General features: G+C 68.0%; 12 protein-coding genes. 4 read left to right on the forward strand and 8 right to left on the reverse strand.

The features are described from left to right. Window positions 1-20: 20 nt before the first annotated feature. The 3 genes from P0M04_RS17220 to P0M04_RS17230 are packed head-to-tail and all read right to left on the reverse strand — an operon-like array spanning window position 21 to window position 5,169. Complete coding sequence (locus tag P0M04_RS17220; RefSeq protein WP_259447854.1) at window positions 21-2,129, reverse strand: TonB-dependent receptor; 2,109 nt, start codon at window positions 2,127-2,129, stop codon at window positions 21-23. After that, entirely contained in the window at window positions 2,126-3,322 is a 1,197-nt protein-coding gene (locus P0M04_RS17225) for an MFS transporter (RefSeq protein WP_259447853.1), read from the reverse strand. The genes P0M04_RS17220 and P0M04_RS17225 overlap by 4 nt, the downstream gene beginning before the upstream one ends. Continuing rightward, the gene (locus P0M04_RS17230) at window positions 3,319-5,169 is read right to left on the reverse strand and encodes an IucA/IucC family protein (protein WP_259447852.1); all 1,851 of its coding nucleotides are present in this window, start codon (window positions 5,167-5,169) and stop codon (window positions 3,319-3,321) included. Before P0M04_RS17230 ends, P0M04_RS17225 begins: the two co-directional genes overlap by 4 nt. 217 nt (window positions 5,170-5,386) lie before the next feature. Between P0M04_RS17230 and P0M04_RS17235 the strand changes: the two genes are divergently transcribed. Genes P0M04_RS17235 through gluQRS form a run of 3 tightly spaced genes read left to right on the forward strand, consistent with a single transcriptional unit; the run spans window position 5,387 to window position 8,848 of the window. Beyond that, on the forward strand, window positions 5,387-5,929 hold the full coding sequence (locus P0M04_RS17235; protein ID WP_259447851.1) for a heme NO-binding domain-containing protein: 543 nt from the start codon (window positions 5,387-5,389) through the stop codon (window positions 5,927-5,929). Further along, complete coding sequence (locus P0M04_RS17240) at window positions 5,926-7,944, forward strand: putative bifunctional diguanylate cyclase/phosphodiesterase (RefSeq protein WP_259447850.1); 2,019 nt, start codon at window positions 5,926-5,928, stop codon at window positions 7,942-7,944. The genes P0M04_RS17235 and P0M04_RS17240 overlap by 4 nt, the downstream gene beginning before the upstream one ends. Before the next feature lie 10 nt (window positions 7,945-7,954). Further along, entirely contained in the window at window positions 7,955-8,848 is an 894-nt protein-coding gene (gene gluQRS, locus P0M04_RS17245; protein ID WP_259447849.1) for a tRNA glutamyl-Q(34) synthetase GluQRS, read from the forward strand. A gap of 25 nt (window positions 8,849-8,873) precedes the next feature. Here gluQRS and P0M04_RS17250 read toward each other — a convergent pair whose 3' ends face one another. Next, window positions 8,874-9,470, reverse strand: coding sequence for a CHRD domain-containing protein (locus P0M04_RS17250; protein WP_259447848.1), 597 nt, complete (start codon window positions 9,468-9,470; stop codon window positions 8,874-8,876). A 173-nt stretch (window positions 9,471-9,643) separates the two neighbouring features. On the opposite strand from P0M04_RS17250, the gene P0M04_RS17255 reads away from it, so the two are divergent. Further along, complete coding sequence (locus tag P0M04_RS17255; protein ID WP_281042035.1) at window positions 9,644-10,606, forward strand: hypothetical protein; 963 nt, start codon at window positions 9,644-9,646, stop codon at window positions 10,604-10,606. Window positions 10,607-10,609: 3 nt separating this feature from the next. Here the strand turns inward: P0M04_RS17255 and P0M04_RS17260 are convergent, their stop codons facing one another. The 4 genes from P0M04_RS17260 to P0M04_RS17275 all read right to left on the reverse strand — a co-directional run bounded on the left by P0M04_RS17260 (window position 10,610) and on the right by P0M04_RS17275 (window position 13,658). After that, window positions 10,610-11,095, reverse strand: coding sequence for a DUF421 domain-containing protein (locus P0M04_RS17260; RefSeq protein ID WP_259447846.1), 486 nt, complete (start codon window positions 11,093-11,095; stop codon window positions 10,610-10,612). A gap of 84 nt (window positions 11,096-11,179) precedes the next feature. Continuing rightward, window positions 11,180-11,887 (reverse strand): arsenical resistance protein ArsH, encoded by a 708-nt coding sequence (arsH, locus tag P0M04_RS17265; RefSeq protein WP_259447845.1) that lies wholly within the window; start codon window positions 11,885-11,887, stop codon window positions 11,180-11,182. An 11-nt stretch (window positions 11,888-11,898) separates the two neighbouring features. Continuing rightward, complete coding sequence (locus tag P0M04_RS17270; RefSeq protein WP_259447844.1) at window positions 11,899-13,179, reverse strand: arsenic transporter; 1,281 nt, start codon at window positions 13,177-13,179, stop codon at window positions 11,899-11,901. Next, complete coding sequence (locus P0M04_RS17275) at window positions 13,179-13,658, reverse strand: arsenate reductase ArsC (protein WP_259447843.1); 480 nt, start codon at window positions 13,656-13,658, stop codon at window positions 13,179-13,181. Before P0M04_RS17275 ends, P0M04_RS17270 begins: the two co-directional genes overlap by 1 nt. Between the last annotated feature and the right edge of the window lie 14 nt (window positions 13,659-13,672).

Consider the following 13,672-nt stretch of genomic DNA (forward strand, 5'->3'; position numbering starts at 1 on the left):
TAGTTTGACACAAAACGCCTTTAGAAGCGGTAGCGCGCGCTCACCAGCACCGTGCGCGGCTCGCCCGGCATGTTGTAGTCGTTGGCGCCGCTGTGCGCGGACACGAAATAGGTCCGGTTCAGCAGGTTCCGCACCGTGACCGTCACGTCGACCTTGCCGCTGTCGTAACCGGCGCCCAACTGCAGCACGCCGTAGCCCGGCAGGGTCGTCAGGTCGTCCGGTGACGCATAGCGGCTCGACTCCGCGCGGCCGCCGGCGGCGACCCAGAAGTGGCCGTCCAGGCGGTGCTTGATCCACGCGTTGAACGTGTGGCGCGGCGTGAGCGCGGCCGTGTTGCCCTCGAACGGCTTGCCGGCGGACGTCAGTTCCGTCGAGTCCTCGATCTTGCCGCGCATGTTCGCGTAGCCGGCGATCGCATCCCAGCCCGGTGCGATCTCGCCCATGAAGCTCAGTTCCAGGCCGCGCGTGCGCTGGCGGCCGACCGGCAGCGAGAAATTCGTGTTGGCCGGATCGGCGACCTGGATGTTCGACTGCGTCATGTCGAACAGCGCGGCCGTCAGGCTCGAACGCGCCGTCAGGTCGAGCTTCACGCCCGCTTCCTTGTTGACGGTCTGCGTCGGCTTCAGGGTGTCGCTGTTGGCGCGAAACACGAACGAATCCGCGATGGGCTGGAACGAGCGGTTCCACGACGCGTAGACGGCCACGCGGTTCGTCGGCTGGTACACGGCGCCGAGGCGCGGCGACCACGTATCGTCCGTGCGGCGCAGGTCGACGTTCTTCGCCGTGCGGTCGTCGCGGTCCTGCTTCAGGTGGTCGTAGCGCACGCCGGCCAGGACTTTCCATTCGGGCGTCAGCGCCACGAGGTCCTGCAGATACAGGGCGGCGATGTCGACGCGGTTCCTGTTGTCCGCGCCGGGCGTGACGCTGTCCGGCAGCACCGGCAGGTCGACGAGCACCGGGTCGAACAGGTTGTACGTCGCCACGTTGTTGCGCGAACGGAGTACCTCGCGCTTGTTCTGGCGGCCGAGTTCCACACCGTACAGCAGCTTGTGGTTCGTCGTGCCCCAGTCGACGGTCTGGGCGAGTTCGTTCTGCAGGTAGCGGCCGTCCTCGTCGCGCAGGCGGTGGCTCTGGCCGATGGCGACGGTCGGGTCGGCGCCGTCCTTGATGGTACCGATCGACGTGTAGTTGCGGTCGAGCGCGTAATCGTAGGCGCGCAACACCGTGTGCAGTTTCAGGTCCGCGGTGAATGCGTGGTCGAGCGTCGCGGTGGCGCTTTTCACGTCGCTCTGCACGAATGCGCGCGCGGTGGCGTTCGCGGCGCCGAAATAGGTGTCGACCGGCACGTCGACGGGGCGGCCGTGGTAGCTGGGCACGCCCTGGTCGGCCAGGCGCTTGTCGTGCAGGTAGTCGGCCTGCAAGGTCAAGGTCGTGCCGGGACGCAGCTTGAACGTGGCCGACGGGGCGAGCGCCTGGCGGCGCAGGAAGTAGCGGTCGCGGAAGCCGGTCGAGTCTTCGACGGCGCCCGTCAGGCGGAACAGCGCGTCCTTGTCGGCGGTCGTCGTCCCGAGGTCGAATTCGCCGCGGCGCTGTCCGCGCGAGCCGAGCGCGATGCCCGCTTCGAGCAGGGCATTCTCGAGCGGCTTCTTCGTCACGCGGTTGACGAGGCCACCGGCCGAACCGCGCCCGTACAGCACGGAGGCCGGCCCCTTCAGCACTTCGACGCGCTCGACATTGGAGAGGTCGCGGAAGTACAGGGCGTCGTCGCGCACGCCGTCCACGAACTGGTCGCTGATGCCGGAGAAGCCGCGGATCGTCACCTGGTCGCGCTGGCCGTCGCCGACGGAAAAGGAGAGGCCCGGCACGTTCTGCAGCGCGTCCTGCAGCGACAGCGCGTTCTGGTCGTGCAGCACGACGGCCGGCACCACGTTGACGGTCTGCGGGATGTCGCGCAGCGGCACGTTGATCTTGGTGGCGGTGTTCGTCTCGGTGACTTCGTACGAGCCGGTATCGATCTTCCTGTCGCGGATGACGACCTCCGGCATCGCCGGCTCTTCGGCGCGGACCGGTGTCCACACGCTGCAGGCGAGGGCGACGAGATAGGGGAGGGGGCGGAGTGCTTGTTTCATGATATCCCTGTTGTTGTTTGGATGGGTTGGTAATGATTGGATCGGGTACGGATGGCGCGCATGCCGACCGCGGCGACGGTGTACAGCAACGCGACGGTCCAGAACATGGCGGACAGCGGCACCCACGCGAGCGCGAGGCCGCCAACGCCGGCGCCGACGAGCGCGCCGGCCTTGGCCGCGCCGTTGCCGGCGCCGAGCACGCGGCCCTGTTCATCGTCCGCGGCTTCGCGCGAGAGCAGGCCGTAAAAGACGGGCAGCAGCGCGGCGAGGCACACGCCCCACAGCACGCGCGCCAGCACGAACGCGACGATGTTCGTCGTGACGGCCTGTACCGCGACGATGGCGACGCAGGCCCAGAGAATCCCTTCGACCTGCGCGAGCACGCGGGCATGCGCCAGGTGCGCGAAGCGCCGGGCCCAGAACGGCGCGGCCACGCACAGGCCCAGCGCGGTGCCGGCATAGCACAGGCCCGTCACGCGGTTCGACACGTGCAGGACTTCGTCGGCATACAGGCCGAAGAACGTCTGCGGCATCATCTTTCCGGCCTGGACCAGCACGATGCCGAGCAGCAGGCCATACGCGCCGGCCGGCAACGGCGCTTTCTGCGCACCTGCACGCGCGGGCTGCGACGGAGGCGGCGTGACGGATGGCAGGACAAACACGGCCAGCGCCGCGCACAGCAGGCATGCGGCGCCCGCCCACACGTTCACGCTGGTAAAACCTTGTACATCAAACAGCCAGCCGCCGAGGACGGGGCCGGCCACGGAGCCGATGGCCGTCGCGGCCTGCAGCTGCGCCATCAGGGCGCCGCGTGCCGCGCGCGTCACGAGCCGTGCACCGTAGGCCTGCGCCGCCGCGATGTAGCCGGCGAGGGCGCCCTGCAACAGGCGCACGAACAGGATGACGGCCACGCTGTCGGTCGCCGCGATCCACCACTGCGTGGCCGCCAGCGCGAGCAGCGCGCGCAGCAGCATCGGTTTGTGGCCGACCTTGTCGCCCAGGCGGCCCCACCACGGCGTCGTGCACATCGCCATGGCCATCGGGCCGGCATAGGCGATGGCGCTGACCCACGCCAGCGCGTGCGGCGACAGCTCGCCCAGGCGGCGCAGGTGCAGGGGCCAGAACGGGCCGCTCATCTCCATGGCGCCCATCGCCACGAGCTGCAGCGCGAACAGCCAGCGCGTGGTGGTCATGCGAGCGGATTGGGCATGGTGCCGTGGACGTCGTCCTGCGTGTCGGACAGGCGCATGCGCAGGAACGCTTTCGCCGGCCAGTCGTGCTCCAGCAGCGCCTGGCGTTCGGCGTGCCAGCGCGCCGCGTCCACACGCGGACGCACGGCAGCGAAGACGGCCTCGATCTCGCGCCGCAGCACGTCCCAGAAATGGTGCTCGGGATGGCCGTACGCGCGCGCCAGCAGCAGCGCCAGTTCGGACAGGTGGCACAGCAGCACGGCATGCAGCAGCTTGTCGCGCACCGGTTCGTCGTCTTCGTACACGGTGAAGCCGGCGCGGTAAGGATCGATCGCCAGGCCCGCGGCGCGCAGCGTGGGGCCGTGGATGCGCAGGTCGCCGAAGTCGCGTGCCAGCAGTTGCACGGGCGCGTAGTCCGCGTCGAGCATGATGAAGCTGTTCTGCTGGTGCGCCTCGAACGCGATGCCGTACACGAGATACGCGGACAGCAGCGCCGTCAGCACGGTGCGCGCATGGCGCTCGAAGCAGGCGACGGCGCCCGCGGCATGGTCGCCGTACGCCAGCGCGACGACTTCCGTCGCGAGCGGCCGGCCGCTGAACGGCGATTCGGCGAACAGCGCACCGACGGGGACCGGGAAGCGTTCGCCATCCGCCCTGGCCATCGGATTGGCGCGGTACAGGATCGCCAGGTGGCGCGCGCGATCGTCGTCGCCGTCCGGGTCGAGGTAGTACAGGCCCACGTCTTCGCGCACGATGTCGAGCGTGCCGTCGAAGCCCGCTTCGGCGTCGAGGATCGTCGCCAGCAGGCGCGTGATGCGCGGGCCCATCACGGCGGACTTCGGCGACACGGTCCGCTGCACGCTGGTCAGGCGCAGCGATACCGGCAGCTTCAGGTGCGGCAGGGTCGGCGAGCCGGCCGGGACGACGGTGCGGAACGACATGGTCGGCGTGGCATCCAGCACGACGTCGTCCGGCAGCAGCAGGTCGCCGCGCGCGATCTCGGCCGCGAATTTTTCCGGGATCACCCGGCTGGCCTGGAAGGGGTGCAGAGGGAGCGGGACCCAGTCGGCGGGCGACTTGCCCAGCGCCGCGAGGGCGACTTTCCAGCGCAGCAGCGGCTGCGGGAAGTGGCGGCCGAACCACGCCAGGTAATCGCCGTCGCCGGTCGAAAAGGTCACGTGCGCCTTGTCCGCACGGAGCGCGCCCAGCGGCACCGACAGCGTCGGCTGGAATTCCGGCGACAGGGCCGTGACCTCGTCCGCGGACAGCCCCAGCTTCGTCTTGAACGTCGGGTGCCACGGGTGGCCCAGCGTGCCCCATTGTTCCAGCAGCAGGGCGGGATTCGCATGGCTTGAGGTGCGCAGCGCGGCGATGAAGTGATCGTGGGCTCTGCCCAGCCGGGCGCGCAGCGCCCGCGCCCAGCCGCGGCGGTAGCTGAGGCACAGCACGTCGTTGGCGAGGCTGTTGTCGAGTTCGTGGATGAGCCGCTGCAGGTCCGCGCCCCGCCCCGGCAGGGAAGGCGCCACGCAGGCCAGCAGCGCCGACGCGTGCGCGACCGGCTGCGGCCGTTCCCCGGTGGCGTAGTACGAGACGCCGCCGGCCAGCCGGCAATCGCCGATGCGGCCGAGGCTCAGGCCCTCGAAGCGCAGCATGCCTTGTTGCGCCCACAGCGGCAGCCATGATACCGCGCCTTCCGTGATCAACTGGTCCCGGTTCAGGAGGGCTTCGCGGAACAGGGCCTGCAATGTGCGCTGCAGGCTGCGCCGGCGGGCGTCGGACGAGGCCAGCTCGGCGGCAACGGCGTCCAGGGAGTGATCGACGGGGTTGAGCAGTTTCGGTATCGCGTTCATCAGCTTGCCTTCTCAATAACGACGGGAACGCAGCATATCGTAAACGCGAATCATTCTCAATATCATTCGCAGCGGAGCTTGATCGATTTGATACAGATCAATAAAATTAATTTGATCAAATTGTTGATATAATGCAAGATTCATTGATCGCACGGCATTTTGCCCATGTCCATGGGGCGCCGCGCCGAAAATTTGACGAATGCGCCGGAGGAGTCCCATGAAAGGTATTGTTTTTAATCTGCTGGAAGAAGCCGTAAGCGGTACGTATGGCGACGCCGCCTGGGACAGCCTGCTCGACGCGGCCAACCTGGACGGGGCCTACACGTCGCTGGGCAGCTATGACGACGAGGAAATCTTCGCCCTCGTGCGCGTGGCCTCGGAGACGCTCGGCATGCCGCCGGAGGACGTGCTGCGCTGGTTCGGCGAGCAGGCGATGCCCCTGCTGGCGCGGCGCTATCCGGCGTTCTTCGCGAACCATGCGAATACCCGCGGCTTTCTCCTCACGCTGAACAGCATCATCCATCCGGAAGTGCGCAAGCTGTATCCGGGCGCGCAGACGCCGGTGTTCGATTTCGACACCAGCCTCGCCGACGTACTGCGGATCGGCTACAACTCGCCGCGCCGCCTGTGCGCGCTGGCCGAAGGCTTCATGCGCGGCGCGGCCGGCCACTTCGGCGAGGATGTCGAGATCGTGCAGACCGAATGCATGCACCGCGGCGGCGGCCGCTGCGTCTTCGACGTGCGCTTCCAGTCTCGATGAACGCACCCGACCAGCCGGACGCCCCGGCCGAGATCGCACGTCTCCAACGCCGCCTGCGGCGCGAAACGGCGGCGCGCCACGAAGCCGAGTCGATCGCCGAGCGCGGCCTGCGCGACCTGTTCCAGCGCCAGCAGGAGATCGCCCTGCTGGAGAACATCGCCGTCGCGGCGAACGAGGCCGACGGTGTCCATGACGCCATGGCACGCGCGCTGGAGGCCGTCTGCCGCTACACGCACTGGCCCATCGGGCACCTGTGGCTCGTGACAGGCGCGCCGGGACAGGAGCAGTTCGACTCGACGGGTACCTGGTACGACGAGGCCAGGCGCGACGACGCCGATCCCGTCCAGGCACTGCGCGTTCGCACCGAGGCGGCAGCCTTCGTGGCGGGCGTCGGGTTGCCGGGCGCGGTGGTGCGCAGCGGGGCGCCGGTATGGATCGACACGGCGGCGACGGATACGGTGGAGATCCCGCGCCTGTCCCTGATCGTGGACGCCGGCTTTGCCTCGTTGTTCGCCTTCCCGGTGATGATCGGCAGCGAAGTGGTCGCCGTGCTCGAATTCTTCAGCCGCGAGCGGGTCGCGCCGGAAGATTCGCTGCTCAGGCTGATGGCGCAGATCGGCACCCAGCTCGGGCGCGTGATCGAGCGCCGCCGCGCCCAGGACAAGCTGGTGCACGACGCCCTGCACGATCCGTTGACCCAGCTCGGCAACCGCAAGCTGTTCCTGGACCGCCTGGCGCACATGCTCAAGCGCGCGCAGCGCACGCCCGACGATCATTTCGCCGTGCTGTTCGTCGACCTCGACCGCTTCAAGTCCATCAACGACGGGCTCGGCCACCAGTCCGGAGACGAATTGATCATCGCCACGGCGCAACGCCTGTCGGCCTGCCTGCGCCAGACCGACCTGGTGGTGCGCGACCGTGCGCTCGCGCGCGAGAACCTGGTCGCGCGCCTCGGCGGCGACGAATTCGTGATCCTGCTCGACCGGGTTGCCAGCGCCGAACGCGCGATCGTCGTTGCCGAGCGCATCATGGGCGTGCTGGCCGAGCCGTTCGAAGTCGCCGGCCAGCGCGTGTTCGTGACGGCCAGCGTGGGCATCGCCCTCAGCGCGAGCGGCTACGCCGACGTGGAAGACATCCTGCGCGACGCCGACATCGCGATGTACCACGCCAAGCAGACGGGCCGTGCGCGCTGGGTGATGTTCGACCAGACCATGCAGCTGGCCGCCGTGCGCCGCCTGCAGCTGGAAGCCGACCTGCGCGATGCGCTGGCGCGGCAGGAGTTCTTCCTCCACTTCCAGCCGATCGTCGCGCCGCGCGACGGCCGCGTGCGCGGCTTCGAGGCTCTGCTGCGCTGGCGCCATCCCGTGCACGGCCTCGTACCGCCCGCGGAATTCATCCCCGTCATGGAAGAAACCGGGATGATCGACGCGGTCGGCGCCTGGGTGCTGGACGCCGCGTGCCGCCAGTTGCGCGACTGGCAGCGCACCTACGACCCGCAGCTCACCATGAGCGTGAACGTGTCGGCCGTGCAGTTCACGGGCGAGGATCTGGTCGGCACCGTCACGCGTGTCCTGGCCGACACCGGCATTCCCCCGGCTTCCTTGAAGCTCGAGCTGACCGAGAGCGCCGTCATGGCGGATGCCGAGCATGCGCTCGCCGTGTTCGCCGCCTTGAAGGCGTTGGGCGTGCTCGTCAGCCTGGACGACTTCGGCACCGGCTATTCCTCGCTCAGCTATCTGCGCCGGCTGCCCATCGATACGCTGAAGATCGACCGCTCGTTCGTCAGCAAGCTCGACTGTTTTGACGACAAGCGCCAGATCGTCGAGGTCGTACTGATGCTGGCACGCGCACTGGGCCTGGACGTCGTGGCGGAAGGTGTCGAGACCGAGGCCGAGCTGGACCTGCTGCGGGACATGGGGAGCGACCTCGTGCAGGGTTACTATTACTATCGGCCGCTCGCGCCGGAAGACGCCGCGCGGGCCCTGGCGGAACAGGGGCAAGGCGCGATGTGCTAAGGTTGCGCCGATGAACACCCGATCCAACGGCGGCTACGTCGGCCGCTTCGCTCCATCGCCCACGGGCCCGCTGCACGCCGGGTCGCTCGTCGCCGCAGTGGCCAGCTATCTCGATGCGCGCGCCCACCACGGCACCTGGCTGATCCGCATCGAAGACATCGACGAGGGCCGCAGCGTGCCCGGCGCCGCCGAGGAGATCCTCGACCTGCTGCACCGTCTGGGCATGGACTCCGACCGCGAGGTCGTGTGGCAGAGCCGCCGCAAGCATGTGTACGAGGCCGCGTACGACCGCCTCGCCGGCCACGTCTACCCGTGCGGCTGCAACCGCCGCGAGATCGCCGATTCGCGCCTCGGCGTCGCGCCCGACGGCGCCGCCATCTACCCGGGCACGTGTCGCCACGGCCTCGCGCCCGGCCGCAGCCCCCGCAGCCTGCGCTTGCGCGTGCCCGAGGCGGGCGACGACGTCATCACGTTCCAGGACCGCCTGGCCGGCGTCGTCACGCAGCGGCTGGCCAGCGAGTCGGGCGATTTCGTTTTAAAACGTGCGGATGGCTACTGGGCGTACCAGCTGGCCGTCGTCGTGGACGATGCGGAGCAGGGCGTGACGGACGTCGTGCGCGGCGCCGACCTGCTCGATTCCACGCCGCGCCAGATCTTCCTGCAGCGGCTGTTGAACGTGCCGACGCCGCGCTACCTGCACGTGCCGGTGGTGCGCAATGAGAATGGCGAAAAGCTGTCGAAGCAGACAGGGGCGCTGGCCGTGCGGCCGGGAGACGAGGCGGGTGCCGTGGCCGCGTTGCGGCAGGCGGCGGGGTTTCTTGGGCTGGAGGTGGGCGAGGTCAAGTCGTTGGCTGAATTCTGGCGGGCCGCGGTGCCCGCGTGGGCCGCGTTGCATTGCGATTGACGCCTCCCCGCGTCAATCAGACTTCTCACACCGTCGGCCGCCTCCGGCTCATCCACATCAACCCGGCAAGGCCCACGGCCAGCATCGACCATTCGGCCGTCTCCGGCACCGGCGGTGCGGCCACCAGCCAGCCACGGATTTCCCCGTTCGGATAAAGATCCGTGTGGATGTTGACGTAGGCCTCGTTGGCGTTGACGCCGTCGACGAAGGCCGAGGTGGCGCCCGCGACCGTGCCGCCGTGCGCGCTCACGAAGGCGGGATCCCAGAACGAAGGGTCATCCAGCGGAATGGCCTGGTTGTAGCTGCCCGCGGTGACGCCCAGCGGGAAGTCCTGGAACGGTACCGCCACCGGTGCCGTGCCCGTGAAGGCCGTACTGGTGCAGCAATGGATGTGAGCCGCAGTGGTGGTGCCGACGAGGTCGCGGAACGGCAGGTCGACCAACAATTGCGTGCCGCCCAGGTCGATCGTCACGAGGCTGGTGCCGGGCGAGGCGTTGGGCGGGCTTTCCAGCGCCCCGCTGGCGACGGCCCGGTAGCTCGGGTCGGCCGGGGCGGCGGCGGCGGGCACGGCGAGGGCGGTCGACGCCGCCGCCAGCGCGAGGACTGACAGAACACGTTTCATGAGTACCTCCTTTAAGCAAAAGTCCTGCGTGCACCCCGTCCTGGGGTGCTGCGCAAAAACTTAGCACCGAAGACATGAGCGGTCTCACACCATACGGCTGAGATAATGCCCCTGGGCGACTGAGATTCGGAAAGCTTGGCATAATGACCAATAGACCCGAACTGAGCCCTTACATGCGCTATCTTTACAGCATCTTTACGCTTCTCACTATTTCCTCTGTCGTTCATGCGCAGGACGCTTCCCTGCTGGCCGGCGCCATGCGCGCCGACACGGATGCCGACAATACCTCGTTCGCCGTCAACGTCGGCTATACGCAGCACCTGCACAAGTATTTCTCGGTGAGCGCCGATTACCTGAACGAGGGCCATCCGAAGTTCCACCATCGCGATGGCCTCGGGGCGCAGTTGTGGGCGCACACGGCGATTCCTGAACGGGGCTGGTCGTTCGGCGCCGGCTTCGGTCCCTATTATTACTTCGACACGACGACGGGCAATGGCTCCCTGGGCGATTACCGCAACGAACACGGCTGGGGCCAGCTGATGAGCGTGAACGCGATCTACCACCTGCATTCGCGTGCCTACGTCGAGGCGCGCCTGTCGCACACGCACGGCATCACGTCGCACGACAGCTCGATGCTGATGGTCGGCATGGGCTATGAACTGGGCAGCGTGCCGCGCGCGATCCGTCTCGAAAACGCCGACCGCGGCGACAACCTCATCATGCTGCTCGCGGGCCGCTCGATCGTGAACAGCTTCAAGTCGGAGACGTCGACGTCGACGGGCCTTGAATACCGGCGCACGTTCACACCGAACGTCGAAGGCAGCGTCATCCTGATGAACGAAGGAAAGGTGGATGCGGCCGAGCGCAAGGGCGTCTCGGCGCAGGTATGGCTGCTGCGTCCGTTCACCGAACGCACGGTGCTCGAAATGGGCTTCGGCGCCTACGCCATGCGCGACCAGCTGGACCGCACCGATCCCCACGCCGAGCGCGAGAATCACGTGGCGCCGATCGCGTCGATCGGCATGCGCTACCGCATCGACGACCACTGGCGTGCCCAGCTCACGTGGAGCCGCGTCATCACGAATTACGAGCGCGATTCCGACGTGTTCCTGCTCGGCGCCGGCTACGCGTTCTGACGGTCAGGTGCGCACCGGATCCGTCGCCAGCGGCCGCTTCATGATCGTGATGCTGCCGTCGGCTTCGAGGAAGGCGCACTGCATCTCGTGCTGCGCGCAATCGGCCTGGCGCAGGGCCTGCTGGATGTCGGATTCGCCCACGCGGTTGCGGCGCAAAACCTTGTCGAAGAACACGCCGTCGCGGCCGATGAGCAGCGAGTCACCGTCGAGCAAGGTTTCCATTCGATGGCTGTTGGCGGCAAGCATGCCGAATCCCGCGTTCAGCACGAGCAGCGTGGCCGCGATGATCAGGCCGCCGCTTACGGAATCGTCACCGCCCGACAGGCCGTTCGACACGGCTTCCGACAACAGCATCACGACGAGCAGGTCGAACGGCGTCAGCTGGCTGATCGTGCGCCGTCCGGACAATCGCACCATGACGAGCAGGGCGACGTAGACCATCGCGCCTCGCGCAACAAATTCCCACCAGGGAAGATCCATATCGAACATAGCGGCCTCTCTGGAATGCAGCGGATGCATCCATCGTAATGACGGGGCCGGCGGGTGACTGTTCGGTGGGGAACGTAGCGTGCTCTACAGCTTGCCGATCTGCCGGTCGATGGCCTTGCGGGCCCGTTCGCTGCGTTCGCTGTAGCGGTCGGTCAGGTAATCCGTGCGGCCGCGCAGCAGCAGCGTGAACTTGAAAAGTTCTTCCATCACGTCGACGACGCGGTCGTAGTAGGCGGACGGGCGCATGCGGCCGGCCTCGTCGAATTCTTTGTACGCCATCGGCACCGAGGACTGGTTCGGGATCGTGAACATGCGCATCCAGCGGCCCAGCAGGCGCAAGGTGTTGACCACGTTGAACGATTGCGAACCGCCGCAGACCTGCATCACGGCGAGCGTCCGCCCCTGGCTGGGCCGCACCGCACCCTGTTCGAGCGGGATCCAGTCGATCTGGTTCTTCATGACGGCCGTGACGGCGCCATGGCGCTCCGGGCTGCACCAGACCTGGCCCTCGGACCACAGGCACAGTTCGCGCAGTTCGACGACTTTCGGGTGCGTCTCCGGCACGCTGCCCACCATCGGCAGTTCCATCGGGTCGAAGATCTTGACGTCGGCGCCGAAGTGTTCGAGGATGCGCGCCGCCTCGTAGGTGAGGAAGCGGCTGAACGAGCGCTCGCGCAGCGAACCGTACAGCATCAGGATGCGCGGCGGATGATCGAGGCTGCCGACGGGTTCCAGGCTGGCTGGCGTCGGCAGGTCGAGGCGTTCGAAATCGATGTTGGGCAGGTCATTCATGATGGGTCGTGTCAGGAAAGCCGCAGCGCCAGCGCGGCCAGCGTCACGAGCAGGATCGGCAGGGTCAGCACGATGCCGGTGCGGAAGTACTGGCCCCAGGAAATGCGGATGCCTTTGTCCGCCAGCACGTGCAGCCATAACAGCGTGGCCAGGCTGCCGATGGGCGTGATCTTCGGACCGAGGTCGCAGCCGATCACATTGGCATACACCATCGCTTCGCGCACGGCGCCGGTGACCGGAACGGCATCGATCGCGAGCGCGCCGACCAGCACGGTCGGCATGTTGTTCATCACGGACGACAGCAGCGCGGTGACGAAACCGGTGCCGAGCGCGGCGCCCCAGGTGCCGTGTGCCGCGCTGCGCGCCAGCAGCGCGGTCAGGCCGTCCGTGAGGCCGGCGTTGCGCAGGCCATAGACCACGAGGTACATCCCCAGCGAGAACACGACGACCTGCCAGGGCGCACCGCGCAGCACGGCGCGCACGGAAATGACATGGCCCCGCGCCGCGACGGCCAGCAGCACGAGCGCGCCCGTCGCGGCCACCGCACTGATCGGCACGCCCGCGCGTTCCAGCCAAAAGAAGCCGGCCAGCAGCAGCGCCAGCACGTACCAGCCGGCGATGAAGGTCGCGCGGTCGCGGACGGCGTCGACCGGGCGCTTCAGCTGGGCGAGGTCGTAGCGGGCGGGCAGGTCGCGGCCGAAATACGCGAGGAGCGCGACGAGCGTCGCCAGCACCGCGACGATATCGACCGGCACCATCACGGCCGCGTAGCGTGCGAAGCCGATGCCGAAATAATCCGCGGACACGATGTTGACGAGGTTCGAGACGACCAGCGGCAGGCTGGACGTATCGGCGATGAAGCCGGCCGCCATCACGCACGCGAGCGTGGCGCGCGGCGGGAAGCGCAGCGCGGCCAGCATCGCGATCACGATCGGCGTCAGGATCAGCGCCGCGCCGTCGTTCGCGAACAGTGCCGCGACGGCCGCGCCGAGCAGCACCAGCAGCACGAACAGCCGCCTGCCGTCACCCGCACCCCAGCGCGCGACATGCAGCGCGGCCCATTCGAAGAATCCCGCGCGGTCGAGCAGCAGGCTGATGACGATGATGGCGACGAACGCGCCGGTGGCGTTCCAGACGATGTGCCAGACGACGGGGATGTCGTCCACGCGGATCACACCCGCGAGCAGCGCGACGGCGGCGCCGGCGGCGGCGCTCCAGCCGATGCCGAGGCCGCGCGGCTGCCAGATGACGAGGACGAGCGTGGCGAGAAAGATGAGTAGCGCCGGCAGCATCACGGTAGGAGGCTGCCGATGCGGTCGAGCGCCGTCTTGAATGCCGCGCGGTCGCCGGCCAGTTGCTCGGGCGGCAGCGCCAGGAATGCTTCGATGCGGGCGCGCAGGATCGCGTAAGCCTGCTCGAACGCGGCGCCGATCTCGTCATCCGTGCCGGACACGTGGCTCGGATCTTCCACGCCCCAGTGCGTGCGCAGCACCTGGCCGAGGTAGGCGGGGCACGTCTCGCCGGCCGCGCTGTCGCACACGGTGACGACGATGTCGGGCGTGACGGGCAGGTCGTCCCACGACTTGCTGTAATAGCCGTCGGTCGGGATGCCCTTGTCGGCCAGCAGGGCGAGTGCCCGTGCGTTCAGGCGGCCCGTCGGGTGGCTGCCGGCGCTGATGGCATGCCAGCCGGCGGGGGCCAGGTGGTTGAAGACGGCTTCGCTGATCAGCGAGCGGCAGGAGTTGCCGGTGCAGAGGAAAAGTACGTTCATGGTGGTGGGGGATG

It is taken from the genome of Telluria mixta (assembly GCF_029223865.1).
In the GTDB taxonomy this organism is placed as follows: Bacteria; Pseudomonadota; Gammaproteobacteria; order Burkholderiales; family Burkholderiaceae_D; genus Telluria; species Telluria mixta.